The organism is Streptomyces sedi, assembly GCF_006335015.1.
GTDB lineage: Bacteria > Actinomycetota > Actinomycetes > Streptomycetales > Streptomycetaceae > Streptomyces > Streptomyces sedi.
In genome coordinates this window covers 1-25,453 of record NZ_VDGT01000018.1, presented here as the reverse complement: position 1 = coordinate 25,453, position 25,453 = coordinate 1, and the positions used below count along the sequence as shown (strand labels likewise).

At 72.9% G+C, this 25,453-nt stretch carries 24 protein-coding genes; 17 read left to right on the top strand and 7 right to left on the bottom strand.

Going from position 1 to position 25,453, the window contains the following annotated elements; translation table 11 throughout:
• Nucleotide 1 precedes the first annotated feature (1 nt).
• Together FH715_RS21185 and FH715_RS21180 are read right to left on the bottom strand one after the other, a co-directional pair.
• Nucleotides 2-475, bottom strand: coding sequence for a ferritin-like domain-containing protein (locus FH715_RS21185; RefSeq protein ID WP_139647732.1), 474 nt, complete (start codon nt 473-475; stop codon nt 2-4).
• Entirely contained in the window at nt 472-834 is a 363-nt protein-coding gene (locus FH715_RS21180) for a hypothetical protein (RefSeq protein WP_246108874.1), read from the bottom strand. Before FH715_RS21180 ends, FH715_RS21185 begins: the two co-directional genes overlap by 4 nt.
• 374 nt (nt 835-1,208) lie before the next feature.
• Here FH715_RS21180 and rimP point away from each other — a divergent pair, with 374 nt between their 5' ends.
• From rimP to FH715_RS21140, 8 genes are all read left to right on the top strand, one after another.
• On the top strand, nt 1,209-1,730 hold the full coding sequence (rimP, locus tag FH715_RS21175) for a ribosome maturation factor RimP (RefSeq protein ID WP_139647729.1): 522 nt from the start codon (nt 1,209-1,211) through the stop codon (nt 1,728-1,730).
• 3 nt (nt 1,731-1,733) lie between these two features.
• Nucleotides 1,734-2,747, top strand: a complete 1,014-nt coding sequence (gene nusA, locus FH715_RS21170; RefSeq protein ID WP_139647727.1) for a transcription termination factor NusA — start codon at nt 1,734-1,736, stop codon at nt 2,745-2,747.
• Nucleotides 2,748-2,868: 121 nt separating this feature from the next.
• A complete protein-coding gene (locus FH715_RS21165; RefSeq protein ID WP_139647725.1) occupies nt 2,869-3,147 on the top strand; it encodes a YlxR family protein in 279 nt (92 codons plus the stop codon).
• A gap of 153 nt (nt 3,148-3,300) precedes the next feature.
• Nucleotides 3,301-6,333 (top strand): translation initiation factor IF-2, encoded by a 3,033-nt coding sequence (gene infB / locus FH715_RS21160; protein WP_139647723.1) that lies wholly within the window; start codon nt 3,301-3,303, stop codon nt 6,331-6,333.
• A 77-nt stretch (nt 6,334-6,410) separates the two neighbouring features.
• Nucleotides 6,411-6,707 (top strand): DUF503 domain-containing protein, encoded by a 297-nt coding sequence (locus tag FH715_RS21155; protein ID WP_139647721.1) that lies wholly within the window; start codon nt 6,411-6,413, stop codon nt 6,705-6,707.
• 42 nt (nt 6,708-6,749) lie between these two features.
• Nucleotides 6,750-7,253 carry a 30S ribosome-binding factor RbfA gene (gene rbfA / locus FH715_RS21150; protein WP_139647719.1) on the top strand — a complete coding sequence of 168 codons (504 nt, stop codon included), beginning with the start codon at nt 6,750-6,752 and terminating at the stop codon, nt 7,251-7,253.
• Nucleotides 7,254-7,261: 8 nt separating this feature from the next.
• Nucleotides 7,262-8,167: a tRNA pseudouridine(55) synthase TruB gene (gene truB, locus FH715_RS21145; RefSeq protein ID WP_139647717.1), complete on the top strand. Its 906-nt coding sequence runs from the start codon at nt 7,262-7,264 to the stop codon at nt 8,165-8,167.
• Nucleotides 8,168-8,282: 115 nt separating this feature from the next.
• Nucleotides 8,283-9,227, top strand: coding sequence for a bifunctional riboflavin kinase/FAD synthetase (locus FH715_RS21140; protein ID WP_139647714.1), 945 nt, complete (start codon nt 8,283-8,285; stop codon nt 9,225-9,227).
• 31 nt (nt 9,228-9,258) lie between these two features.
• On the opposite strand, the gene FH715_RS29375 is transcribed toward FH715_RS21140, so the two are convergent.
• Entirely contained in the window at nt 9,259-12,258 is a 3,000-nt protein-coding gene (locus FH715_RS29375; protein ID WP_170184786.1) for an SCO5717 family growth-regulating ATPase, read from the bottom strand.
• A 262-nt stretch (nt 12,259-12,520) separates the two neighbouring features.
• Here FH715_RS29375 and FH715_RS21130 point away from each other — a divergent pair, with 262 nt between their 5' ends.
• The gene (locus FH715_RS21130) at nt 12,521-13,219 is read left to right on the top strand and encodes a class I SAM-dependent methyltransferase (RefSeq protein WP_139647712.1); all 699 of its coding nucleotides are present in this window, start codon (nt 12,521-12,523) and stop codon (nt 13,217-13,219) included.
• 23 nt (nt 13,220-13,242) lie between these two features.
• Here FH715_RS21130 and FH715_RS21125 read toward each other — a convergent pair whose 3' ends face one another.
• Together FH715_RS21125 and FH715_RS21120 are read right to left on the bottom strand one after the other, a co-directional pair.
• Nucleotides 13,243-13,506: a DUF397 domain-containing protein gene (locus FH715_RS21125; protein WP_139647710.1), complete on the bottom strand. Its 264-nt coding sequence runs from the start codon at nt 13,504-13,506 to the stop codon at nt 13,243-13,245.
• A 136-nt stretch (nt 13,507-13,642) separates the two neighbouring features.
• The gene (locus FH715_RS21120; protein WP_245880745.1) at nt 13,643-13,921 is read right to left on the bottom strand and encodes a hypothetical protein; all 279 of its coding nucleotides are present in this window, start codon (nt 13,919-13,921) and stop codon (nt 13,643-13,645) included.
• A 399-nt stretch (nt 13,922-14,320) separates the two neighbouring features.
• Here FH715_RS21120 and rpsO point away from each other — a divergent pair, with 399 nt between their 5' ends.
• The 5 genes from rpsO (at nt 14,321) to FH715_RS21095 (ending at nt 19,806) form a co-directional block, all read left to right on the top strand.
• Entirely contained in the window at nt 14,321-14,611 is a 291-nt protein-coding gene (gene rpsO / locus FH715_RS21115; protein WP_097233090.1) for a 30S ribosomal protein S15, read from the top strand.
• 285 nt (nt 14,612-14,896) lie between these two features.
• Nucleotides 14,897-17,128, top strand: a complete 2,232-nt coding sequence (locus tag FH715_RS21110; RefSeq protein ID WP_139647708.1) for a polyribonucleotide nucleotidyltransferase — start codon at nt 14,897-14,899, stop codon at nt 17,126-17,128.
• Complete coding sequence (locus FH715_RS21105) at nt 17,125-18,525, top strand: M16 family metallopeptidase (RefSeq protein ID WP_139647706.1); 1,401 nt, start codon at nt 17,125-17,127, stop codon at nt 18,523-18,525. The genes FH715_RS21110 and FH715_RS21105 overlap by 4 nt, the downstream gene beginning before the upstream one ends.
• A gap of 46 nt (nt 18,526-18,571) precedes the next feature.
• Nucleotides 18,572-19,327 carry a 4-hydroxy-tetrahydrodipicolinate reductase gene (gene dapB / locus FH715_RS21100; protein ID WP_139647704.1) on the top strand — a complete coding sequence of 252 codons (756 nt, stop codon included), beginning with the start codon at nt 18,572-18,574 and terminating at the stop codon, nt 19,325-19,327.
• 2 nt (nt 19,328-19,329) lie between these two features.
• Entirely contained in the window at nt 19,330-19,806 is a 477-nt protein-coding gene (locus FH715_RS21095; RefSeq protein WP_139647702.1) for a tetratricopeptide repeat protein, read from the top strand.
• Nucleotides 19,807-20,548: 742 nt separating this feature from the next.
• Here the strand turns inward: FH715_RS21095 and FH715_RS21090 are convergent.
• Entirely contained in the window at nt 20,549-21,118 is a 570-nt protein-coding gene (locus FH715_RS21090) for a Csu type fimbrial protein (RefSeq protein WP_139647700.1), read from the bottom strand.
• 73 nt (nt 21,119-21,191) lie between these two features.
• The gene (locus FH715_RS21085) at nt 21,192-21,428 is read right to left on the bottom strand and encodes a hypothetical protein (RefSeq protein WP_139647698.1); all 237 of its coding nucleotides are present in this window, start codon (nt 21,426-21,428) and stop codon (nt 21,192-21,194) included.
• A gap of 159 nt (nt 21,429-21,587) precedes the next feature.
• Between FH715_RS21085 and thyX the strand changes: the two genes are divergently transcribed.
• The 3 genes from thyX to FH715_RS21070 all read left to right on the top strand — a co-directional run bounded on the left by thyX (nt 21,588) and on the right by FH715_RS21070 (nt 25,203).
• Nucleotides 21,588-22,310, top strand: coding sequence for an FAD-dependent thymidylate synthase (gene thyX / locus FH715_RS21080; protein ID WP_139647696.1), 723 nt, complete (start codon nt 21,588-21,590; stop codon nt 22,308-22,310).
• A 167-nt stretch (nt 22,311-22,477) separates the two neighbouring features.
• Nucleotides 22,478-23,377: a 4-hydroxy-tetrahydrodipicolinate synthase gene (gene dapA, locus FH715_RS21075; RefSeq protein WP_139647694.1), complete on the top strand. Its 900-nt coding sequence runs from the start codon at nt 22,478-22,480 to the stop codon at nt 23,375-23,377.
• Between the two features lie 140 nt (nt 23,378-23,517).
• Nucleotides 23,518-25,203 carry a ribonuclease J gene (locus tag FH715_RS21070; protein WP_139647692.1) on the top strand — a complete coding sequence of 562 codons (1,686 nt, stop codon included), beginning with the start codon at nt 23,518-23,520 and terminating at the stop codon, nt 25,201-25,203.
• Nucleotides 25,204-25,453: the final 250 nt, after the last annotated feature.

Below are 25,453 nucleotides of genomic sequence, written 5' to 3'. Positions count from 1 at the left end.
CTCAGCCGCCCCCTTCGGTCTCCTCTTCGGCCTCGGCCCCGTACTCCGACAGGCCGGGGAAGGCATCCACCCGCCCCCGCCAGCGCGCCGCCCGCAGCGCCGCGTCGCGCAGCGCACGCGCCGCCTCCGCCCTGGCGCCCCCCTCGGCGGCCCGCACCAGATCCGCGTAGGCGCCGGTCAGCCCGCTCTCCAGCTCGGCGGCCAGCCGCGCGGCGCCCTCCGCGTCGTCCACGCGAAACGGCAGCGCGTACCCCGCGGCCGAGGCCACCGGGGTGGCGCCCAGCTCCCGCACCTCGCCCTGGAGCACCTCCCGCCGCGCGCGGTGCGCGTCATACGCCTCCCGCGCCCAGGTGGCGCGCTCGTCCCCGTCCAGCCGCGCGCCGACCACGCCGTAGCCGTAGACCGCCGCGTGCTCGGCGGCCAACGCCGCCTGCGTCGCCTCAAGCGACGCCGGCTCGTCCTGGCCGCGCCTCATGCCCGCACCCCCTCAAGCAGCTGCGCCTGGGCCGCCCCCGCCGCCGCCAACGAGGCCAGCAGCCTGGCCAGTTCGGGCGGCGCCTCGGTCACGGCGGCCAGCCGTTCCTCCGCGATCCGCCGCTCCGCCTCGATCAGCGCGCCCACCGCGTCCGCGGGCGCCGGCGGCACCTCGGGCGCCTGTCCCGAGGGGCCGGACGGACCGCCGTCGCGCAGCGCCCGCAGATGCGCGAGCGCCACCGCGCGGAACGGCGCCAGCGGCTCGACCAGCGCCGGATGCGCCCGCTCGGTCGCCTCGTACCTGGCGACCAGCGTCGTGCTGTCCCTGGCGGTCCTGCGCCGCAGACCCTGCACGCTCACCGCCGAGACCGGGCTGCCGCCCGGCCTGGACCCCGCGTCGCTCGAACAACTGGTCGACAGGCCGGCCAGCGGGAGGGCGACACCGGCGGACAGGAGGGTACGTCTTGACAGGCCGAGAGGCATGATTCTTCCCCGCAGTTTCCGTGTCGGAGCGCGTCGTTGGGGCGGACCGGCGCCCCCCGGGGAGCCGGGAAGATCACCGCCCCGTGAGCGTACCCGTGCCCCGGGCCCAACCCGGTGCCGCCCCGTCTCCCGGCGTGCCAGCGCCCAGGCCAGCGCGGTCGGCGTTCCACGCGGCAGACGATAGGCTTCCCGCACGGGGCAGCGAGCGAGCGCCGTCCCACAACAGCAGACGCGGCCGAGGAGTCACCCGGATGAGCACCCAGATCGACAGGCTGCGGGAGTTGGTCCAGCCGCTGGCCACCGAGCACGCGATGGACCTTGAGGAAGTGAAGATCACCACGGCCGGGCGGCGCCGGGTCCTCCAGGTCGTGGTGGACACGGACGAGGGCGTGGGCCTGGACGCCTGCGCCGAGCTGAGCCGCCAGATCTCCGAGGCGCTGGACGCCGACGACCTGATGGGCGGCGACACCTACGTCCTGGAGGTCACCTCCCCCGGCGCCGAACGCCCGCTCACCGAGCCCCGGCACTACCGCCGTTCCGTCGGCCGGCTGCTGTGGCTGCGCCCGCACCAGGGCGCGGACGTCGTCGCGCGGCTGGTCGCGGTCGACGAGGAGGGCGTCGACGTCGAGGTGCCGGGGGAGAAGGGCCGCAAGGCCACGCCCCGCCGGTTCGCCTTCTCCGAGATCGCCAAGGCGCGCGTCGAGTTGGAGTTCAACCGCCCGGCGGGGCGGCAGCCGGCCACGTCCGGCGACGAGAGCCTGAAGGAGGCGTAGACCGTGGACATCGACATGAGTGCCCTCAGAGGGCTGGTCCGCGAGAAGGAGATCTCCTTCGACCTGCTGGTCGAGGCGATCGAGTCGGCGCTGCTGATCGCCTACCACCGCAGCGAGGGCAGCCGCCGTTCCGCACGTGTCGTGCTGGACCGCGCCTCGGGCCACGTCACGGTCTGGGCCAGGGAGGACCCCGAGGACCTGACCGGGCCGGACGACCCGGACGGCGAGCCGAGGGAGCCCAAGGAGTTCGACGACACCCCGCAGGGCTTCGGCCGGATCGCCGCGACCACCGCCAAGCAGGTCATCCTCCAGCGGCTGCGGGACGCCGAGGAGGACGTGACCTTCGGGGAGTACGCGGGGCGTGAGGGCGACGTGGTCGCCGGCGTCGTCCAGCAGGGCAGGGACCCCAAGAGCGTGCTGGTGGACATCGGCCGGCTGGAGGCGATCCTCCCGCCACAGGAGCAGGTGCCGGGGGAGACCTACGCGCACGGCGCACGGGTGCGCTGCTACGTGGTCCGGGTCGTCAAGGGCGCGCGCGGCCCCTCGGTCACGCTCTCCCGCACCCACCCGAACCTGGTCCGCAAGCTCTTCGAGCTGGAGGTCCCGGAGATCGCCGACGGCTCCGTCGAGATCGCCGCCATCGCCAGGGAGGCGGGCCACCGCACCAAGATCGCGGTGCGCTCGCTGCGCCCCGGGCTCAACGCCAAGGGCGCCTGCATCGGCCCGATGGGCGGCCGGGTCCGCGCGGTGATGGCCGAGCTGCACGGCGAGAAGATCGACATCGTCGACTGGTCGGACGACCCGGCCCAGCTGGTGGCGAACGCGCTGTCCCCGGCCAGGGTCAGCAAGGTCGACGTGGTGGACGAGGCGGCGAGGTCCGCGCGGGTCACCGTGCCGGACTACCAACTCTCCCTCGCCATCGGCAAGGAGGGGCAGAACGCCCGGCTCGCCGCCCGGCTGACCGGCTGGCGGATCGACATCCGCCCGGACACCGAACCGGGCGCCTCGGACGACTGACCCGCCGTCTCGGCGAAGCCGTTCCGCCGGCCACTCGGGAAGCTCCGAGGGGCCGGCGGCGTCGCATGATCCTGGTACCCGGCCCGTTCGTGGGGCGGGTGCGAGGGGAGGTAGAATCAACGTGTCTGGCCGGAGCCATGCACCAGCCTGCCCTGAGCGCACCTGTGTCGGGTGCCGGCAGCGTCATCCCCGGGACGGGCTGCTGCGTGTGGTGGTGATCGAGGGTCGCTGTGTCCCTGATCTTCGCGGTACGCTGCCCGGTCGGGGAGCGTATCTTCACCCCACGCCGACCTGTCTTGAGCAGGCGGTTCGCCGCCGGGCGTTCCCACGGGCCTTCCGGGTCCAGGGACCGCTCGACGTAGGGCGGCTGCGCACGGCCGTCGGCCAGGCGGCACCGTAAGAAGCGTCGTGCGGATGGTCCGCACGGTAGGTACCTCGCGAGTTGGAAGTAGGTCGAGATTGCGATGAGCACTCGATGAGTACGCGATGAGTACGCCCGTGAAGTAGCGAAGGTCCGGCGGACGACCGACCCCCGGACCGTATAAGGAGCGAAGTGGCTAAGGTCCGGGTATACGAGCTCGCCAAGGAGCTTGGAGTTGAGAGCAAGGTCGTCATGGCCAAACTCCAGGAGCTGGGTGAGTTCGTCCGTTCGGCGTCCTCGACGATCGAGGCGCCGGTCGTACGCAAACTGACTGATGCGCTGAACACGGGTAACGGCTCCGGCCGTAAGCCCGCCAAGCCGGGCGCCCCCAAGCCGGGTGCCCCCAGGCCCGGCGCCCCGAAGCCGGGCGCCTCGGCCCCCAGGCCGGGCGCGCCCAAGCCGGGTGGCGCCGCACCGAAGCCGGGCGGTCCCCGTCCCGGCCCCAAGCCGGGTCCGGCCGCGCCGGCCCCGCAGCAGCAGCCGGCCGCCCCGAGCACGCCGGCCGCCCCGAGTACGCCGGCGGCCCCGAGCACGCCGGCCAACCCCGAGTTCACGGCCCCGCAGGGCGAGGCCGCCCGTCCGGCGCCGCGCCCCGAGCGTTCGGCCGCCGAGCGCCAGGCCCCCAAGCCCGGCGCCCGTCCGGCCCCCAAGCCCGGTGGCCAGCAGAAGCCGGGCGGCGGCAAGCCGGCCGGCCCCAAGCCGGGTGGCCGCCCCGCCGGTCCCCGGCCGGGCAACAACCCGTTCTCCACCGGTGGTTCCACCGGCATGGCGCGCCCGCAGCAGGCACCGCGTCCCGGGCCGCGCCCGGGTCCGGCGCAGGGCGGCGGCGGCGCGCCGCGTCCCGGCGGCGGCGCCCCGTCCCAGGGCGGTCCGCGCCCCCAGGCCCCGGGCGGCGGTCGCGCCACCCCGGGCAACATGCCTCGCCCGCAGGGCGGCGCCCCGCGTCCCGGTCCCGGCGGTAACCGCCCGAACCCGGGCATGATGCCGCAGCGCCCGTCGGCCGGCGGCCGTCCCGGCGGCCCCGGTGGCGGCGGTGGCCGCCCCGGTGGCGGCGGCGGTCGTCCCGGTGGCGGCGGCTTCGCCGGCCGCGGTGGCGGCGGTGGCCGTCCGGGTGGCGGCGGCGGCTTCGCCGGCCGTCCCGGCGGCGGCACCGGCACCCGTCCGGGCGGTGGCGGCGGCTTCGCCGGCCGTCCCGGCGGCTTCGGCGGCCGTCCCGGCGGCCCCGGTGGCCGCGGCGGCACGCAGGGCGCCTTCGGCCGCCCCGGCGGCCCGGCGCGGCGCGGGCGCAAGTCGAAGCGGCAGCGTCGCCAGGAGTACGAGGCCATGCAGGCCCCGTCGATCGGCGGCGTGATGCTGCCGCGCGGCAAGGGCGAGGCCATCCGCCTCTCCCGTGGCGCGTCGCTGACGGACTTCGCCGAGAAGATCAACGCGAACCCGGCCTCGCTGGTCCAGGTGCTCTTCAACCTGGGCGAGATGGTCACGGCGACGCAGTCGGTCTCCGACGCGACCCTCCAGCTGCTGGGCGAGGAGATGAACTACACGGTTCAGATCGTCAGCCCGGAGGAGGAGGACCGCGAGCTGCTGGAGTCCTTCGACATCGAGTTCGGCGAGGACGAGGGCGGCGAGGAGGCCCTCGTCGCCAGGCCCCCGGTGGTCACCGTCATGGGCCACGTCGACCACGGTAAGACCCGTCTGCTGGACGCGATCCGCAAGACGAACGTCATCGAGGGCGAGGCCGGCGGCATCACCCAGCACATCGGTGCCTACCAGGTCTCCACCGAGGTCAACGGCGACGAGCGGCGGATCACCTTCATCGACACCCCGGGCCACGAGGCGTTCACCGCCATGCGTGCCCGCGGTGCCAAGTCCACCGACATCGCGATCCTGGTGGTCGCGGCCAACGACGGCGTGATGCCGCAGACGATCGAGGCGTTGAACCACGCCAAGGCCGCCGAGGTCCCGATCGTCGTCGCGGTCAACAAGATCGACGTCGAGGGCGCCGACCCGGCGAAGGTGCGCGGTCAGCTGACCGAGTTCGGCCTGGTGGCCGAGGAGTACGGCGGCGACACGATGTTCGTCGACATCTCCGCCAAGCAGGGCGAGAACATCGAGGGTCTGCTGGAAGCGGTGGTCCTCACCGCCGACGCCGCCCTCGACCTGCGGGCCAACCCCCGCCAGGCCGCCCAGGGCATCGCGATCGAGGCCCACCTCGACCGGGGCCGCGGCGCCGTCGCCACGGTGCTGGTGCAGCGCGGCACGCTGCGGGTCGGCGACACGATGGTCGCCGGCGACGCGCACGGCCGCGTCCGGGCGATGCTCGACGACGCCGGGCGCAACGTCCAGGAGGCGGGCCCCGCCACGCCGGTGCTGGTGCAGGGTCTGACCAACGTGCCGGGCGCCGGGGACAACTTCCTGGTGGTCGGCGAGGACCGCACCGCGCGGCAGATCGCCGAGAAGCGCGCCGCCCGCGAGCGGAACGCGGCGTTCGCCAAGCGCACCCGCAGGGTCTCCCTGGAGGACCTGGACAAGGTGCTGGCGGCCGGCGAGGTCCAGCAGCTCAACCTCATCATCAAGGGCGACGCGTCCGGTTCGGTCGAGGCCCTGGAGGCCTCGCTGCTCCAGCTCGACGTCGGCGAGGGTGTCGACCTGCGGGTGCTCCACCGGGGCGTCGGCGCGGTCACCGAGACCGACATCGACCTGGCGGCCGGCTCCGACGCGATCGTGATCGGCTTCAACGTCCGCGCCGAGGGGCGTGCCACCCAGGCCGCCGAGCGCGAGGGCGTGGACGTCCGGTACTACTCGGTCATCTACCAGGCGATCGAGGAGATCGAGGCGGCCCTGAAGGGTCTCCTCAAGCCGGAGTACGAGGAAGTCGAGCTGGGCACGGCCGAGATCCGCGAGGTCTTCCGCTCGTCCAAGCTGGGCAACATCGCGGGTGTGCTCATCCGCTCCGGCGAGGTCCGGCGGAACACCAAGGCGCGGCTGGTGCGCGACGGCAAGGTCATCGCGGAGAACCTCTCCATCGAGGGCCTGCGCCGCTTCAAGGACGACGTGACCGAGATCAGGGAAGGCTTCGAGGGCGGTATCAACCTCGGGAACTTCAACGACATCAAGATCGACGACGTCATCGCCACCTACGAGATGCGCGAGAAGCCGCGCGCCTGACAGCCGGGGCCGGGGTGGCCCGCCGGGAGTGAAAAACCTGGCGGGCCGTCCCGGCTCTGCCCGTTACGATCATCCGCATGTATACCGGGACGCTGTCCTTTGACCTGTTGCTGGGCGACGTGCACTCGCTCAAGCAGAAACGTGCGGTGATACGGCCGATCGTGGCCGAACTGCAGAAGAAGTTCCGGGTGAGCGTCGCCGAGGTCGGCGACCAGGACCTGCACCGCCGGGCGACCGTCGGTCTGGCCGCGGTCTCCGGCGACGCCGGGCACCTGGCCGGCCTGTTGGACGAGTGCGAGCGGCTGGTCGCCGCCCGCCCCGAGGTGGAGTTGCTGTCCGTGCGGCGGCGGTTCCACGGCGAGGACGACGAGTGACGGCCGGTGCGGCCGTGACATGAAAGAGCGAGGAGAGGGACCGTGGCGGACAAGGCACGGGCGAAGCGACTGGCCGACCTCATCCGGGAGGTGGTGGCCGAGAAGCTGCACCGGGACATCAAGGACCCGCGCCTGGGCACCCGGGTCACCATCACGGACACCCGGGTCACGGGTGACCTGCGGGAGGCGACCGTCTTCTACACGGTCTACGGCGACGACGCCGACCGGGAGGAGGTCGCCGCCGGGCTGAGCAGCGCCAAGGGCGTGCTGCGTTCGGCCGTGGGCGCGGCGGCCGGGGTCAAGCACACCCCGAGCCTGACGTTCGTCCCCGACGCGCTGCCGGAGACCGCGCGCAACCTCGACAGCCTCTTCGACGCCGCGCGCGAGCGCGACGAGCGGCTGCGCCAGGAGGCCGCGGGCGCCGACTACGCGGGCGGCGCCGACCCCTACCGGGAGAACGGCCGCGACGAGGACGACGCCCCCGAGGTGGCCGGCGACCGTTCCGACGGCTCCGGCGACTCCGACCGTTCCGACCGGGAGGACTGAGCCGAACCATGGGGCGTCGCAGGACGGCGGACGGACCCGACGGCCTGCTGGTCGTCGACAAGCCCGCCGGTCACACCTCCCACGACGTGGTCGCCGTGGTGCGCGGCATCGCCCGCACCCGGCGGGTCGGCCACGCCGGCACCCTGGACCCGATGGCCACCGGGGTGCTGCTGCTGGGACTCGGCAAGGCCACCCGGCTGCTCGGCCATCTCGCGCTGACGGAGAAGGAGTACACGGCCACCGTCAGGCTCGGCCAGTCCACCGTCACCGACGACGCCGAGGGCGAGGTCACCGAGGCGCCCGGCGCCGCCGGGCTCGCCCCGGAGGCCGTCGCGGCCGAGGTCGGCCGGCTGACCGGCGCGCTGATGCAGATCCCCTCCAGGGTCAGCGCCGTCAAGATCGACGGCAAGCGCTCCTACCAGCGGGTCCGCGAGGGCGAGGACGTCGAACTGCCCGCCCGTCCGGTCACCGTGCACACCTTCGAGACGGGCGAGCCGACCGAGACCACGGCGCCCGACGGCACCCGGGTCACCGACCTGTCGGCGCGCGTCGTCTGCTCCTCGGGCACCTATGTCCGCGCGCTCGCCCGCGACCTGGGCGCCGCGCTGGGCGTCGGCGGCCATCTCACCGCGCTGCGCCGCACCCGCGTCGGCCCCCACGACCTGACCGAGGCCCGCACCCTCGACCAACTCCGCGCCGAGCTGGCGCCGTTGACGCTGGCCGAAGCGGCGGCTGCCGCGTTCCCCCGCTGGGACGTGGACGCCGGGCAGGCCACCGCGCTGGGCAACGGGGCGCGGATCACCACGCCCGAGCTGCCGAAGGGGCCGGTCGCGGTCTTCGACCCGGACGAGCGGCTGGTCGCCCTCGTGGAGGCCGACGGCGCACGTAGCCGCAGCCTGGCCGTCTTCGTCTGACGGCGCGTTCCCCCCGCCGGCCGGGACGGGGCGAGGCGGACGTCCCCCGTACGGGTGGCGACGGGTATTTTTGGACCGGCAGGACCCAAGCACGAGGTGGCGAGGAGCGACTACGGTGCAGCGCTGGCGTGACATGGCGGATGTCCCAGGGGACTGGGGGCGCAGCGTCGTCACCATCGGTTCCTACGACGGTGTGCACCGCGGGCACCAGCTGATCATCGGGCAGGCGGTCGAGGCGGCGCGCGCGTTGGGGCTGCGGACCGTGGCGATCACCTTCGACCCGCACCCCAAGGAGGTCACCCGCCCCGGCTCCCACCCGCCGCTGCTCGCCCCCCACCACCGTCGGGCCGAGCTGATGGCGGAGCTCGGCGTCGACGCGCTGCTGGTGCTGCCGTTCACCAAGGAGTTCTCCCGGCTCTCGCCCGCCGAGTTCGCGGCGAAGGTACTGGTGGAACGGCTGCGCGCGGCGGTGGTCGTGGAGGGGCCCAACTTCCGCTTCGGCCACCGCGCCGCCGGCACCGTCGACACCCTCACCGAGCTGGGCGAGACCTACGGCTTCGAGGTGCGGGTCGTCGACCTCTACGCGCGCGGTGCGGCGGGCGGCGGCGAGCCGTTCTCCTCCTCGCTGGCCAGGCGGCTGATCGCCGAGGGCGACATGACCGGCGCCGCCGAGGTGCTCGGCCGCCCGCACCGTGTCGAGGGCACCGTGGTGCACGGCGCGCGGCGCGGCCGTGACCTGGGCATCCCCACCGCCAACCTGGACCTGGTGCCGCACTCGGCGGTGCCGGCCGACGGGGTCTACGCCGGTTGGCTGCTGGCCGGGGGCGAACGGATGCCGGCCGCCGTCTCGGTCGGCACCAACCCGCAGTTCCAGGGGACCGACCGCACGGTCGAGGCGTACGCGCTGGACCGCACCGACCTGGAGCTGTACGGGGACTGGGTGGCCGTCGAGTTCGGCGCGTTCGTGCGCGGCCAGGAGACCTTCGACTCGCTCCAGGCGTTCCTCGACCAGATCCACCGCGACATCGCGCGCGTCCGCGAGCTGACCCGCGCCGGCTGACCCCTCCCGGGGCCCGCCGGCGCGGGCGCGCTCAGCTCTGTGGGGGGCTCGGCGGGCGCCAGGCGCCCGGCTGCTGCGGCGCGCCGGGGTAGCCGCCGGGGCCGTCCGGCTGCTGCGGAGGCTGCGGATAGCCGTAGCCCTGGGGCGTCGGCCCCGGGTAGCCGTAGCCGGGGGGCGGGGGCGCCTGCTGCGGGTAGCCGTAGCCCTGCGGCGTCGGATGCCCCGGCAGCGGCGGCGCCACCTGCGGCGGCATCCCCCCGTCCGGCGTCCACAGCCCCTGCTCCTGCTGCATCCGGGAGAAGTCCTCCGCGACCAGCGCGGCCAGCTCGAAGTACGCCTGCCGGGTCTTGGGCCGCATCAGGTCCAGGTCCAACTCGGCGCCGGCCGACAGGTGTTCGTCGAACGGGGCCACCACCACGCCCCGGCAGCGGGTCTGGAAGTGCGCCACGATGTCCTCGACCTTGACCATCCGGCCGGTCTCCCGCACCCCGGAGATCACCGTGATGCTGCGCCGCACCAGGTCGCCGTAGCCGTGGGCCGCCAGCCAGTCCAGCGTGGTGCTGGCGCTGCTGGCGCCGTCGACCGAGGGCGTGGAGACGATGATCAGCTGGTGCGCCAGGTCGAGCACCCCGCGCATCGCGCTGTAGAGCAGCCCGGTGCCGGAGTCGGTGAGGATCACCGGGTACTGCTGGCCCAGCACGTCGATGACGCGGCGGTAGTCCTCGTCGTTGAACGTGGTGGAGACGGCCGGGTCCACGTCGTTGGCGAGGATCTCCAGACCGGAGGGGGCCTGCGAGGTGAACCGCCGGATGTCCATGTAGTTGTTCAGGTGCGGGATGGCGCCCACCAGGTCCCTGATGGTGGCGCCGGTCTCGCGGCGCACCCGGCGGCCGAGGGTGCCGGCGTCCGGGTTGGCGTCGATCGCGATGACCTTGTCCTGCCGCTCGCTGGCCAGGGTCGCGCCGAGGGCGGTGGTCGTCGTCGTCTTGCCGACGCCGCCCTTGAGGCTGATCACCGCGATCCGGTAGCAGGAGAGCACGGGGGTGCGGATGATGTTCAGCTTGCGCAGCCGCTCCTCCTCGGCGGCCTTTCCGCCGATCCGGAAGCGCGACCCGGGCTTGCTGGCCGGCTGCGAACGCTGCTTGTTGGCGCGCTTGCTCTGGATGAGCCGGTCGGAGGAGAGCTCGACGGAAGCCGTGTAGCCGAGCGCACCGGGCTGCACCTGGTTCGAGTACGGGCCCTCGCCGCCGGGAGCGGCCGGGTACTGCTGCGGCGGTGGCAGCGCCGCCTGGCCCTGCTCCGGCTGCCCCGGCTGGGCCTGCGGGAACGGCTGCCCCGGTTGGCCCGGTTGGCCCGGTTGGCCCGGTTGGCCCGGCTGGCCGGACTGCCCCGGCTGCGGCGGGAACGGCGGGCCGGGCTGGGCCGGCGGCTGCGGGTAGCCGTAGCCCTGGGGCTGCGGCTCCGGCGGCGCCTGCCCGGGGAAGCCGCCGGGGCCGCCCGGCCGCTGCGCGGACTGGTCCTGCCCGAGGCTGAACTGGGACGGGTAGGGGCGGTGTTCGTGCGGAGACGGGCCCGGCTGGCTCGGCGGGCTCGGCTGCCCCGGCAGCGCGGGCGGCCCGGAGTACGGGCCGGCCCCGGGGAACCCGGCGCCCGGGGCCGCCCCGGGGGGCTGCTGCTGGGGCGCCGACGGGTGCGGCTGGCCGGGAGCGCCGGGCGCCGGGGGCGCGGGGGGCGCGCCCCAGGGCGTGGGCCCGGGCGGGGGCTCCGGCGCGCGCTCCTCGGGCTGCGCGCCCCACGGCCCGGGCGGCGCCGGCTGGTTGGCGGGCGGCTGGACGGCGGCGGGCGGTGCGCCCCAGGGCGCCGGCTGGCCGGCCGGCGGCTGCGGCGGCTCGGAGCCCTGCTCCTCGCGGGGCGGCGGGCCGTCCTGCGTCAGCGCGGGCCAGCTGCCGACCGCCGTGGGCGGCTGGGCCACCAGCCCGCCTGAGGTCGGGTCGGGCGGGGAGGGCCAGCCGTCGGCCGGGCCGGGGCGCGCGTCGGCGTCCCGCCCGGGGGCGCTGTCGCCTGCGGGCTTCGGCGGAGCGGCCCACGGCGCCGCGTTGTTGGGGAACCCGGTGGGGCCGGCGAACGGGGCCGGTCGGGCCGGCCCCTCATCCCCGGCGTCTTCGCCCTGGTCCTCGGAGGTGCGGGCCGGCGGCGGGGGAGGCAGCGGCATCCCCGGCGGCGGTGAGTGGGGGCCCGAGTCCTCGGGCGGCTTCCCGGCGTTCAACTGCGGCTCCTCGGGCGGCTTGGCGAACTCCACCTCGATCCCGGGCGGCTCGGGAGCTCCGCCGGGCGCCTCGCCCGCCACGGGGGAGGGCGGCGGGGGCGAGCTGGGGGTCGGCGGCTTCAGCTGGAAGTCGGGCGGCAGCGGCGGCAGTCCGCCGGGCAGCCCGGAAGCGGGCGGTGGGGGAGCTGCCGACCGGGCGGCCGGCGGGGTGGGCGGTTCGGGCAGCGGTGGCGGCACGACGCCCCCGGCGGGCTCGCCGTCCTTCGACCCGCCGTCCTTCGACCCGCTCTCCCGCGGGTCGTCCGACCGCTGCTCGCCCAGGGCCTTGCGGACGGCCGCCGCGGAGATCTGCATCGTGGCGCCGCTGACGAGGTCGCCGTCGTCGGACGTGGTCTCCTCCTCGCCCTCACCGGCGGCCCCGGAGGCGGCGGCCCCGGAAGCGGCGGGTCCGGAGGCGGCGGGTCCGGAGGCGGCGGGCCGGGGCTCGGCGGGCTCGGGCCGTGCGGTGGGAGGCGGGCCGGGGAAGGGCGGTGCGCCGCCGGGGCCCGTCGGAGCGGCCGGCGCGGCGGGCCCCGAGGCGTCCGCCTTCTCCCGGCTCTCGGCCTGGCCACCGGCGCCGCCCCCCGCGTACCAGGCGGGCGGGGTGTAGTCGATGGTGAACTGCCCGGTGTGCTCCGACTCCTCCTCAAGGAGCTCGTCATCGGGCTGTTCGGCACCGGAGTCTGCCTCCCCGGTGGTGCGAACCTGGTCCCGATCGCTGGTCACGACGCCTCCCGCTGCTGGTGTTGCTCGTCTGCTCCGCACCTCTCGGGGCCGCTGCGCGCGCGGACGGGCCGGATGTCCCAGGCGCCTCCCCGGGGCACCGGTGCGGGGCGGTGTTCCACGTTCCACGCGTCTCGTGCCGCGCCCACCCTCACCCTAATCGTCCCGGTCCAACTCCCCTAGTCCTCCCCTGTACCCGCACGGGCGCCGCGCCATCGCGAAAACGGGCGGCGTTCCGCCTTCCGCGTGTGGCAGGGTCCCGCGCATGACGCACCCGTGGATGATCGACGAACTGGCCCACGCGGGACCCGAACACCTCGACGAGGTGTTCGTCGCCCACTTCGACCGCAAGCAGGGCTACCCCGACCCCGCGGACGACATCGCCGCGCTCCGCGACAACGGCGTGGGCGACGAGGCGACCGTCGTCGACCTCGGAGCCGGCACCGGCCGCTTCGCGCTGGCCGCGGCCGGGCACTTCGCCCGCGTCGTCGCGGTGGACGTCTCGCCCGCGATGGTGGAGGTCCTCACCCGCCGCGTCGCCGAGGGCGGCCTCGGCAACGTGGAGACGGTCCGCGCGGGCTTCCTCGGCTACCGGCACGAGGGGCCGCCCGTGGACGCCGTCCACACCCGGCACGCGCTGCACCAGCTGCCCGACTTCTGGAAGACCCAGGCGCTGGCCCGCGTCGCCGCGCTGCTCCGCCCCGGAGGGGTGCTCAGGATGCGCGACCTGGTCTACGACTTCGCCCCCGAGGAGGCCGAGGACGTCTTCACCGCCTGGCTCGCCGGCGCCGGCGTCGATCCCCGGGCCGGCTACACCGCCGAGGACTACGCCGAGCACATCCGTACCGAACACAGCACCTACCGCTGGCTGCTGGAGCCGATGCTCGACGCCGCGGGCTTCGACATCACGCACACGCACTACGACGGGCGCCTCTTCGGCACCTACACCTGCGTCCGCCGCTGACCCCGGCCGCCGCGGCCCGGGCGTCAGTCGATGTCGAACTCGCCGTCCCTGGCGCCCAGCACGAACGCCTCCCACTCGGCGGCGGTGAACCGCAGCACGGTCTCCGGCTCCTTCGAGTTCCTCATGCCGACGCCGCCGCCGGGGAGGTAGGCGATCTCCACCTTCTCGTCCTCCGGCCCCCCCGGGGCGCTCAGCCACTCGACACCCGAGATGTCCAGCGCGTACAGCTCGTTCTTCTCGCGCTCCTTGCGCGCGGCGATCTCTTCCGGAGTCTCAGTCGTGGCCACAGCCCAACACCCCTGCTTCCTCTGGTGACCTTGCCGAAGACGTAACGGGCGAACGGCCCTCCGCCGAACCCCCTAGGTGATCGTAACGCGGCACACTGTCACGGCGCCGCGCGCGGGCGCCCGGGCCCGACCGGTCCTAGAGGTACCAGTCGAGGCCGAGGACGAGGGCGAAGCCCGCCACCAGCACGGCCATCCCGAGCCGGGTCCTGCCCCTGCGGCTCATCTCGATCACGGCGCCGGAGAGCACGAAGGCGGCGCCGTAGAGCCCTATGGACTGGAGCGAGGAGCCGTCCCCCAGCCGCACGACCAGCACCACCGCCATCGCGACCATGGCTCCCGCCGCGATCCCCATCCGCAACCGGCGGGCCTGCCGTGGCGTGAGCCCCTGCCGTGCGCCCTGCTGTGTCGAAGTCACCCCAGCAGCATAAGCCGTCGACATGCGGCACCGAATGGCTCGGGAAGGGGCACCGTTCCGCCAAATTCCCGGCTCCGGGCAGAAGTTGCGCACCCCTTCCCCCGCGCGCCGGAGCCGCCCGGGGCGCGCGCACGCCGGAACGCGACCGTCCGTGACCGGGGCGCCACGGGTCGACCGGCGAGGGTATGATCGTTCCGCCCCGGCGTGGGTCCGACCGACCCGATGTGCCCCGGCGAGCCAACCTGTTGTAGCCTGCGTAACGGCCGTTTGCGTACGCGCCCCCGGAAGTCTCCGGAGGAAGCGCTCAACGGACTCCGCCTCCCGAGTTCCGGAAGCCCTCCTGTGGTTCAGACCAGGGGCACTCGGTGGCTGACGATCAAACCACCACGAGGAGTACGTGTGTCGTCTCTCGACGCCGCCACGAAGCAGAAGATCATCGCCGAGTTCGCCACCAAGGAGGGCGACACCGGCTCCCCCGAGGTCCAGGTCGCGCTGCTCAGCCGCCGCATCTCCGACCTCACCGAGCACCTGAAGAAGCACAAGCACGACCACCACTCCCGTCGTGGTCTGCTGCTGCTGGTCGGCCAGCGCCGCCGTCTGCTGCAGTACCTGGCCAGCAAGGACATCCAGCGCTTCCGTGCGCTGGTCGAGCGGCTCGGCATCCGCCGCGGCGCGGCGGGCGCCAGGTAGTACGCCCGACAGGGAGCGGTCACCCACGCGGGGCCGCTCCCTTCGCCGTATCCGGGGATCGCCCCCGGGCGGTGGAGAACGGGCTGGGTCACCGTCCCCTTTGTAGGCTGGTGACCAGCACACCCACTAGGACACAGGCGGAGCGCCTTCACACCGCCGCCGGTCTTCGGTAGTGGCTTCCGGGCGGCGTCCCGGAGGCTTCGATCGATGGCCGGCCCGTCGGGAGGTGCTCCACCCACACGCGCCGCCCCCGTGGCGAGCGCGGAGAAGAGGAGAAACACCAAGGTGGAGAACGAGACACACTACGCCGAAGCCGTGATCGACAACGGCGCCTTCGGCACCCGCACCATCCGCTTCGAGACCGGCCGGCTCGCCAAGCAGGCCGCCGGCTCCGCCGTCGCCTACCTCGACGACGACACCATGGTCCTCTCGGCGACCACGGCTTCGAAGAACCCGAAGGACCAGCTGGACTTCTTCCCGCTCACCGTCGACGTCGAAGAGCGGATGTACGCGGCCGGCAAGATCCCCGGCTCCTTCTTCCGGCGCGAGGGCCGTCCCTCCGAGGACGCGATCCTCACCTGCCGGCTGATCGACCGCCCGCTGCGCCCCTCCTTCAAGAAGGGCCTGCGCAACGAGATCCAGATCGTCGAGACGATCATGGCGCTCAACCCCGACCACCTCTACGACGTGGTCGCGATCAACGCCGCCTCCTGTTCCACCCAGCTCGCCGGGCTGCCGTTCTCCGGCCCCATCGGCGGCACCCGGGTGGCGCTGATCCGCGGCCAGTGGGTCGCCTTCCCCACCCACTCGGAGCTGGAGGAGGCCGTTTTCGACATGGTCGTCGCCGGCCGGACCCTGGCCGACGGCGACGTCGCCATCATGATGGTCGAGGCCGAGGCGACCGAGAAGACGATCGAGCTGGTCAAGGGCGGCGCCCAGGCGCCGACCGAGGAGCTGGTCGCCGCCGGCCTGGAGGCCGCCAAGCCGTTCATCAAGGTCCTCTGCCGCGCCCAGTCCGACCTCGCCGCCAAGGCCGCCAAGCCGGTCGGCGAGTTCCCGATCTTCCTGGACTACCAGGACGACGTCTTCGAGGCGCTGAGCAGCGCGGTCCGCGAGGACCTCTCCCGCGCGCTGACGATCGCGGGCAAGCAGGAGCGCGAGGCCGAGCTGGACCGCCTCAAGGCGGTCGCCGCCGAGAAGCTGCTCTCCCAGTTCGAGGGGCGCGAGAAGGAGATCTCCGCCGCCTACCGCTCGCTGACCAAGCAGGTCGTGCGCGAGCGCGTGATCCGCGACAAGGTCCGCATCGACGGCCGCGGCGTCACCGACATCCGCACCCTGGCCGCCGAGGTCGAGGCCATCCCGCGGGTGCACGGCTCGGCGCTCTTCGAGCGCGGCGAGACCCAGATCCTGGGCGTCACCACGCTCAACATGCTGCGCATGGAGCAGCAGCTGGACACCCTCTCGCCGGTGACCCGCAAGCGCTACATGCACAACTACAACTTCCCGCCCTACTCCACGGGTGAGACCGGCCGCGTGGGCTCGCCCAAGCGCCGCGAGATCGGCCACGGCGCGCTCGCCGAGCGGGCGCTGTCGCCGGTGCTGCCCACCCGCGAGGAGTTCCCCTACGCCATCCGTCAGGTCTCCGAGGCGCTGGGCTCCAACGGCTCGACCTCGATGGGCTCGGTCTGCGCCTCCACCATGTCCATGCTGAACGCCGGTGTGCCGCTCAAGGCCCCCGTCGCCGGCATCGCCATGGGCCTGATCTCCCAGGAGGTCGAGGGCGAGACCCACTACGTGACGCTGACCGACATCCTCGGTGCCGAGGACGCCTTCGGCGACATGGACTTCAAGGTCGCCGGCACCCGGCAGTTCGTCACCGCCCTCCAGCTCGACACCAAGCTGGACGGCATCCCCGCCTCCGTGCTGGCCGCCGCGCTCAAGCAGGCCAGGGACGCGCGGCTGCACATCCTGGACGTGATGAGCGAGGCCATCGACGTCCCGGACGAGATGTCCCCGAACGCCCCCCGGATCATCACCGTGAAGATCCCGGTGGACAAGATCGGCGAGGTCATCGGCCCCAAGGGCAAGATGATCAACCAGATCCAGGAGGACACCGGCGCCGACATCACCATCGAGGACGACGGCACCATCTACATCGGCGCCGCCGACGGCCCGGCCGCCGAGGCCGCCCGCGCCACGATCAACGGCATCGCCAACCCGACGATGCCCGAGGTCGGCGAGCGGTACCTGGGCACCGTGGTGAAGACGACCACGTTCGGCGCGTTCGTCTCGCTCCTCCCCGGCAAGGACGGGCTGCTGCACATCTCGCAGATCCGCAAGCTCGCCGGCGGCAAGCGCGTGGAGAACGTCGACGACGTGCTCGGCGTCGGCCAGAAGGTCCAGGTCGAGATCGCCGAGATCGACCAGCGCGGCAAGCTCTCCCTGATCCCGGTCCTCGACGAGGCCGAGGACGCCGAGGGCGAGTCGAAGAACGAGAAGGACGCAGCCGAGAAGTGACCCGTTCCCCTCGTGGCACGACGGCCCGCCCCACCCTCGCGGTGGGGCGGGCCGTGCCCCGTCAGCGCCATGCCGGCACCCCCCGGCCCGCGGCCGGCGGCGGCGCCGGCACCGTCCGCAGGACGGTCCTGCCCGGCGGACTGCGGGTGGTCACCGAGTCCGTGCCCGCGGTCCGTTCGGCCACGTTCGGGATCTGGGCGCAGGTCGGTTCACGCGACGAGTCGGCCGAGCTCAACGGCGCCACCCACTACCTGGAGCACCTGCTCTTCAAGGGCACCCAGCGGCGCGACGCGCTGGAGATCTCCTCGGTGGTCGAGGCGGTGGGCGGCGAGATGAACGCGTTCACCACCAAGGAGTTCACCTGCTACTACGCCAGGGTGCTCGACGCCGACCTGCCGCTGGCGATCGACGTGGTGTGCGACATGCTCACCGACTCCCTGATCGCGCCCGAGGAGGTGGAGGCGGAGCGCGGGGTCATCCTGGAGGAGATCGCGATGACCGACGACGACCCGGGCGACGGCGTGCACGACCTCTTCGCCCACACCCTGCTCGGCGACACCCCGCTCGGCCGTCCCGTGCTCGGCACGGAGGAGACGGTCAACGCCCTGGACCGGGACCGGATCGCGGAGTTCTACCGGACCCACTACGACCCGACCCGCCTGGTGGTCACCGCGGCCGGCCGGGTCGACCACGACGAGGTCGTCGCACGGGTGCGGGCCGCGTTCGAGCGCTCCGGGGTGCTTCCCGGCGCCCCCGACGCCCGCCCCGCGTCGCCGCGCGGCGGCCGGCACGTCCTGGAGTCGGCCGGCCGCGTCGACCTGCTCGACCGTGCGACCGAGCAGGTCCACCTCGTGCTCGGGATGCCGGGAGTCTCCCGCCACGACGACCGCCGCTGGGCGCTGTCGGTGCTCTCCACCGCGCTGGGCGGCGGCATGAGCTCGCGGCTCTTCCAGGAGGTCAGGGAGAAGCGCGGCCTCGCCTACAGCGTCTACAGCCACACCTCCGGCTACGCGGACTGCGGCCTCTTCGGCATCTACGCCGGCTGCCGCCCCGGGCAGGTGGACGACGTGCTCAAGATCTGCCGCGAACAGCTCGCCGAGGTCGCCCAGCACGGCATCGACGAGGACGAGACCCGCAGGGCGATCGGCCAGCTCGCCGGCTCCACCGTGCTGGGCCTGGAGGACACCGGCTCGGTGATGCACCGGCTGGGCAAGAGCGAGATCTGCTGGGGCGAACAGCTCTCCGTCGACGGGCTGTTGGAACGCATCACCAGCGTCACCCCGGAAGAGGTGCGCGAGGTCGCCGCCGACGTGCTCGGCCAGCGCCCCTCCCTCTCCGTCATCGGCCGTCTCAACGACCGCCAGGCGGGCCGGCTCTCCGCCGCCGTCACGGGCTGAGCGGCGGCGCGGGAAACCACAAGAACACGAGAGAACGGACCGGACCATGGGCAAGCAGCGGGTGGCCGTGATCGGCGCCCAGGGACGCATGGGCGCCGAGGCCGTGCGCGCGGTCGAGGCAGCCGACGACCTGGAGCTGGTCGCGGCGCTCGGCCGTGGCGACCGGCTGGAGACCCTGACCGAGGCGGGCGCGGAGGTGGCCGTCGAGCTGACCCATCCGGACGCCGTCATGGAGAACCTGGCGTTCTGCGTCGCCCACGGCGTCCACGGCGTCGTGGGCACCACCGGCTGGACCGACGAACGGCTGGCCACGCTGCGCGGGCAACTGGCCGAGGCGCCGGGGATCGGGGTGCTGATCGCTCCGAACTTCGGCATCGGCGCGGTGCTCACCATGCGGTTCGCGCGGCAGGCGGCGCGTTTCTTCGAGTCCGTCGAGATCGTCGAGTCCCACCATCCGGGGAAGGCAGACGCGCCCAGCGGCACCGCCGTGCGGACGGCCCAACTGGTCGCGGAAGCCCGCCGCGCGGCCGGCCTCGGCGACCAGCCGGACGCCACCACCACCGCCCTCGACGGCGCGCGCGGCGCGTCGGTGGACGGTGTCCCGGTCCACGCGGTGCGGCTGCGCGGCCTGGTCGCCCACCAGGAGGTGCGCTTCGGCGACGAGGGCGAGGTCCTGACCATCGCCCACGACTCGATGAACCGCTCCTCGTTCATGCCGGGCGTGCTGCTCGGCGTGCGCCGGGTCGTCGGCACGCCGGGGCTGACCTTCGGGCTCGAACACTTTCTGGATCTGGACGGCTGACCGTGGTCGCCAAGGTCGGCTACGCCGTGGTGAGCGTGCTGCTGGTGGGCTATCTCGCGCTGGCCGCGCACCGGGCGGTGCTACTGATCCGCGAGGGCACCTGGGTCACGGTCACGCTCGGCGTGGCGGTGATGGCCCTGCCGTTGATCGGCGGCTGGTTCCTGTGGCGCAGCCTCCGCTTCGTGCTGCACGCCAACCGGCTCGGCCGGGAGCTGGACGCCGAGGGCGGCCTCGCGGTGGACGACCTGCCGCGCACGCCCAGCGGCCGGATCGACAGGGACGCGGCGGACGAGGCGTTCGCCAGGCGCCGTACCGAGGTGGAGGAACGCCCCGAGGACTGGCGCTGCTGGTACCGCCTGGCCGTCGCCTACCACGACGCCAGGGACACCCCCAGGGCCCGTCGCACGATGGAACACGCCATCGCCCTCCACGCCGACCGCCCCACCCGGAAACACGAAGAACGACGCGACCCCGCCTGACGCCGGACCCAGGGGCGCGGGGAACTGCGCGAGAACTGGCGCCGACCGGTAGACGGCCGGACCGCCCGGACTGCCGCGCCGCGATGCCGCCCGCCCAGTCACGCAAAGTTTCCTGCCGGCCCCAGCCCCCGGACCCAGGGGCGCGGGGAACTGCGCGAGAACCACTGACGGCCGGTAGACGGCCGGACTGCCCGGACTGCGGCGCCGCGACGCCGCCCGCCCAGCCATGCAAAGTTTCCTGCCGGCCCCAGCCCCCGGACCCAGGGGCGCGGGGAACTGCGCGAGAACCACTGACGGCCGGTAGACGGCCGGACTGCCCGGACTGCGGCGCCGCGATGCCGCCCGCCCAGTCACGCAAAGTTTCCTGCCGGCCCCAGCCCCCGGACCCAGGGGCGCGGGGAACTGCGCGAGAACCACTGATGGCCGGTAGACGGCCGGACTGCCCGGACTGCGGCGCCGCGATGCCGCCCGCCCAGCCATGCAAAGTTTCCTGCCGGCCCCAGCCCCCGGACCCAGGGGCGCGGGGAACTGCGCGAGAACCACTGATGGCCGGTAGACGGCCGGACTGCCCGGACTGCGGCGCCGCGATGCCGCCCGCCCAGTCACGCAAAGTTTCCTGCCGGCCCCAGCCCCCGGACCCAGGGGCGCGGGGAACTGCGCGAGAACCAGCGACCACCGGTAGACGACCACGGCGCCCGACCCACCACTTCCGTGGTCGCCCCCGCCAACCGGCGGCAAGCCACTACCGCCCCCGCCCGCCCCCCTCAACGCGATGCTCCGCGGCCCACGCCTCCAGCACGTCGGCGGCCCGTTCGAACGGCTCGGGCCGGTTGAGGAAGTCGGCGCTGTGGTCGGTCACCAGCGGCCGGAGGGGCTCGCCCTGCCTCGGCTCTATCACGACGGCCTGCCCCTGCACGCTCCTGGGCAGCCCGAGCCACTTCACCGGCTGCTGCACGGTGCGGACCTCGCCGATGTCGCGCCAGCGCAGCGTCCGGGTCCAGAAGAGCCCGACCCGGCGCAGGCCGCGCGGGCTCACCCACAGGCCCATCCGCAGCAGGCGGAGCGCGAAGGTCACGGAGGCGACCGCGCAGAGCGCGGTGACGGTCGCGCCGGTCGGGGGACCGGCGGCGGCGATGATCACGGCCGAGATCAGCAGATAGGCGGCGAGCAGCAATGTGATCGCCGCCCCACCCACCCGCCACGGACCGGGGCGGTAGGGCCGCCGCCAGCTGTCCGGCTGCCCGTGGGGCAACGGCGCGTCAGTCGGGCTGCTCTGCGCGTCGTGCTCGGCGGAGAGAAAAGTCAGGGGCACGGCTCGTCCTCGTTCGTCTCACAAGCACATCACATGACGGGATGAACTCCTGCGAACGGTGAGGCTACCGCGCTCAGCGACTCTCGGCCGCCTCAGGTGCGTCGGGAGCCGTCCGGTCCTCCGGTTCCAGCGCGGGCATGGCCAGAAGCAACGCCCCGACCAGTCCGGATATGAGCACCATCGCGACCAGCGCCCCGCCCAGTATCCGAGCCGCCGAGGGGCGCCGACGCGGCGCCGTGGGCGTTCCCTGGCCGTCCTGCCATCCCTGGTCGCCCCGCCACGTGAACTCGGAGTGATGGAAGTCCACCATCGGAACGCTCCCTTCCTCCATTGGTGTTGCATCTGAAAATATCAAGGGAAGAGTCCACACCTCGAACGATGAGTCCCTTTTGAGACCGGATTCAGGGGACTGTCAGTGGTCCCCCTTAGGGTGGGTGCCGCTCGCACCGCCCCGCCGGAAGGACCGCCGATGACCGACACCCCCCGATTCCGTAGCGACATGACGGTGGAGCTGGTCAAGCACACTGCCTCGGACACCGACGTGCTCTTCGCCGCCCGGGTCTCCACCGCGGGGGAGCGTTCGCTGGAGGAAGTCGGCAGGGACCCCGAGCGTTCGAAGGGGCTGATCAACTACCTGCTCCGCGACCGGCACGGCAGCCCGTTCGAGCACAACTCGATGACCTTCCTGGTCAGCGCGCCGATCTTCGTCTTCCGCGAGTTCCACCGCCACCGCGTCGGCTGGTCGTACAACGAGGAGTCCGGCCGGTACCGGGAGCTGGCCCCGGTCTTCTACGTGCCGGACGAGCGCCGTCCGCTGGTGCAGCGGGGCCGCCCGGGCAAGTACGAGTTCGTCGCCGGATCGGCCGAGCAGCACGCCCTGGTCGGCAAGGTCCTGGAGGACTCCTACCGCCAGTCCTACGCCGCGTACCAGGAGCTGCTGGAGGCCGGCGTCGCCCGCGAGGTCGCCAGGGCCGCGCTGCCCGTCGCGCTCTACTCGACGATGTACGCGACGTGCAACGCCCGTTCCCTGATGCACTTCCTGGGTCTGCGGACCAAGGACGAGCGGGCGAGGGTGCCGTCCTTCCCGCAGCGGGAGATCGAGATGGTCGCCGAGCTGATGGAGGCCGAGTGGGCCCGCCTGATGCCGCTGACCCACGCCGCGTTCAACGCCAACGGACGGGTCGCCCCCTGAGCCGGATCACCACTGGAGGTGTCCGTATTGCGACATTTCGCGAAGTTCATCTAGGGTGATTGAACGGGCCCGGCGCTGTTTGAACCCCCGAGCAAGCAGCGCCGGGTTCCACACGTTGCCAGCCCCGATGGGCCACGGCGGCCCGAGCTACGAGTAGCGTGGACACCATGGCTCCGACCTCCACTCCTGACATCCCCTTCGGGCGGATTCTGACCGCCATGGTCACGCCCTTCTCGGGGGATGGATCGCTCGACCTTGAGGGCGCCCAGCGGCTGGCCACCTACCTGGTGGACTCCGGCAACGACGGGCTGATCGTCAACGGGACCACCGGCGAGTCCCCCACCACCACCGACGGTGAGAAAACCGAGCTGGTGCGGGCCGTGGTGGAGGCCGTGGGCGACCGCGCCCACGTGGTCGCCGGCGTCGGTACCAACGACACCCGGCACAGCTGCGAGCTGGCCCGCTTCGCGGAACGAGCCGGAGCCCACGGTCTGCTGACCGTGACCCCCTACTACAACAAGCCCCCGCAGGAGGGCCTGTACCAGCACTTCACCGCCGTCGCGGACGCCACCGAACTGCCGGTGATGCTCTACGACATCCCCGGCCGCAGCGGCGTCCCGATCAACACGGAGACGATGGTCCGGCTCGCCGAGCACCCCAGGATCGTGGCCAACAAGGACGCCAAGGGCGACCTCGGCCGCGCCAGCTGGGCGATCGCCACCACGGGCCTCGCCTGGTACTCGGGCGACGACATGCTCAACCTGCCGCTGCTGTCCGTCGGCGCGGTCGGCCTGGTCTCCGTCGTCGGCCATGTGGTCACGGCCGAGCTGCGCGCCCTCGTCGAGGCCCACACCGGCGGCGACGTCGCCAAGGCCACCGAGATCCACCAGCGCCTGCTCCCGGTCTTCACCGGCATGTTCCGCACCCAGGGAGTGATCACCTCCAAGGGCGCGCTCGCCCTCCTCGGCCTCCCCGGCGGCCCGCTGCGGCTGCCGCTCGTGGGTCTCACGGAGGCCGAGACGGAGCAGCTGAAGAGGGATCTGGCCGCCGGTGGGGTACAGATCTAGTCCGCGTGCCACGCACGCGACGCACACGTTCGCGCACTGTCGCGCACATTGGTGATAACTGAATACCGACCCATGCACACAGTCACGCGCGCCACGTGCCCCCGTCACCGGGCAGTGGCGCGCGTGGTCAGGAGAGTCTCTTGAGTCATCCCCATCCAGAACTCGGCCCACCGCCGAAGCTCCCTGAGGGTGGCCTCCGCGTTACCCCGCTCGGCGGCCTGGGCGAGATCGGCCGCAACATGACCGTTCTTGAGTACGGCGGCCGACTGCTCATCGTCGACTGCGGAGTGCTCTTTCCCGAAGAGGAACAGCCCGGCATCGATCTGATCCTGCCGGACTTCAGCTCCATCCGGGACCGGCTGGACGACATCGAAGGCATCGTGCTCACCCACGGGCACGAGGACCACATCGGTGGCGTCCCCTATCTCCTGCGGGAGAAGCCGGACATCCCACTGATCGGTTCGAAGCTGACGCTCGCCCTCCTGGAGGCCAAGCTCCAGGAACACCGCATCCGCCCCTACACCCTCCAGGTGAAGGAGGGGCATCGGGAGCGCATCGGCCCCTTCGACTGCGAGTTCGTCTCCGTCAACCACTCCATCCCCGACGCCCTGGCCGTCGCCGTCCGCACCCCGGCCGGCATGGTCGTCCACACGGGCGACTTCAAGATGGACCAACTGCCGCTCGACGGTCGCCTCACCGACCTGCGCGCGTTCGCCCGGCTGGGGGAGGAGGGCATCGATCTGCTGCTCTCCGACTCCACCAACGCGGAGGTCCCCGGCTTCGTCGCCCCCGAGCGCGAGATCTCCGGGGTACTGCGCCAGGTCTTCGCGCGCGCCGAGAAGCGGATCATCGTGGCCAGCTTCGCCAGCCACGTCCACCGCATCCAGCAGATCGTGGACGCCGCGCACGAGCACGGCAGACGGATCGCCTTCGTCGGCCGTTCGATGGTCCGCAACATGGGCATCGCCCGCGACCTCGGCTACCTCAGGGTGCCGGCGGGCCTCGTCGTCGACGTCAAGGCGTTGGACGATCTGCCGGAGCACGAGGTGGTGTTGGTCTGCACCGGCTCGCAGGGTGAGCCGATGGCCGCCCTGTCCCGGATGGCCAACCGCGACCACCAGATCCGCATCGTCGAGGGCGACACGGTGATCCTGGCGTCCTCCCTGATCCCGGGGAACGAGAACGCGGTCTACCGCGTGATCAACGGCCTCACCCGCTGGGGCGCCAACGTGGTCCACAAGGGCAACGCGAAGGTCCACGTCTCGGGACACGCCTCGGCCGGCGAGCTGCTGTACTTCTACAACATCTGCCAGCCCAGGAACCTGATGCCGGTCCACGGCGAGTGGCGACACCTGCGTGCCAACGCGGAGTTGGGTGCCATGACGGGCGTCCCCGCCGAGCGCATCGTCATCGCCGAGGACGGCGTGGCGGTCGACCTGGTCGACGGCAAGGCGAGGATCGCGGGCAAGGTCCAGGCCGGCTATGTCTACGTGGACGGCCTCTCCGTCGGCGATGTCACGGAGTCCAGCCTGAAGGACCGTCGCATCCTGGGAGACGAGGGCTTCATCTCGGTGCTCCTGGTGGTCGACACCACTACCGGAAAGATCGTCAGCGGGCCGAGCATCCACTCCCGCGGCTCCGGCATCGAGGACTCGGACTTCGCCACGGTCATCCCGAAGATCAACGAGGTCCTGGCCCGTTCGGCCCAGGACGGCGTCGTCGAGGCCCACCAGATCCAGCAGTTGGTGCGGCGCACGGTGGGCAAGTGGGTCTCCGACACCTACCGGCGCAGGCCGATGATCATGCCCGTGGTCATGGAGGTCTAGCTCCCATCTCCCGGTGGAGCGCCCGGATTTGCATCTGGGCGCTCCACTCCAGTACGTTTACGTCATCGCCGCAAGGGGAACCGGGAGCAGCCCAGCTGCTCGGACCGGGCCCGGCGCGGTGAGCAGCGAAGGGAACGCCCGGAGGGCCCTGAGAGGGGTTTGAAGGAAGCGTCCGTTCCTTGAGAACTCAACAGCGTGCCAAAAGTCAATGCCAGATTTTTGAGTTATTTGCGAGGATGTTCGAGCATCT

Excerpts from the sequence above, each read along its gene's own strand:
- FH715_RS21155 (WP_139647721.1), top strand. The coding sequence starts at position 6,411 with ATGTATACCGGGACGCTGTCCTTTGACCTGTTGCTGGGCGACGTGCAC.
- rimP (WP_139647729.1), top strand. The coding sequence starts at position 1,209 with ATGAGCACCCAGATCGACAGGCTGCGGGAGTTGGTCCAGCCGCTGGCC.
- FH715_RS21185 (WP_139647732.1), bottom strand. The coding sequence starts at position 475 with ATGAGGCGCGGCCAGGACGAGCCGGCGTCGCTTGAGGCGACGCAGGCG.
- truB (WP_139647717.1), top strand. The coding sequence starts at position 7,262 with ATGGGGCGTCGCAGGACGGCGGACGGACCCGACGGCCTGCTGGTCGTC.
- dapB (WP_139647704.1), top strand. The coding sequence starts at position 18,572 with ATGGGCAAGCAGCGGGTGGCCGTGATCGGCGCCCAGGGACGCATGGGC.
- FH715_RS21130 (WP_139647712.1), top strand. The coding sequence starts at position 12,521 with ATGACGCACCCGTGGATGATCGACGAACTGGCCCACGCGGGACCCGAA.
- thyX (WP_139647696.1), top strand. The coding sequence starts at position 21,588 with ATGACCGACACCCCCCGATTCCGTAGCGACATGACGGTGGAGCTGGTC.
- dapA (WP_139647694.1), top strand. The coding sequence starts at position 22,478 with ATGGCTCCGACCTCCACTCCTGACATCCCCTTCGGGCGGATTCTGACC.
- FH715_RS21085 (WP_139647698.1), bottom strand. The coding sequence starts at position 21,428 with ATGGTGGACTTCCATCACTCCGAGTTCACGTGGCGGGGCGACCAGGGA.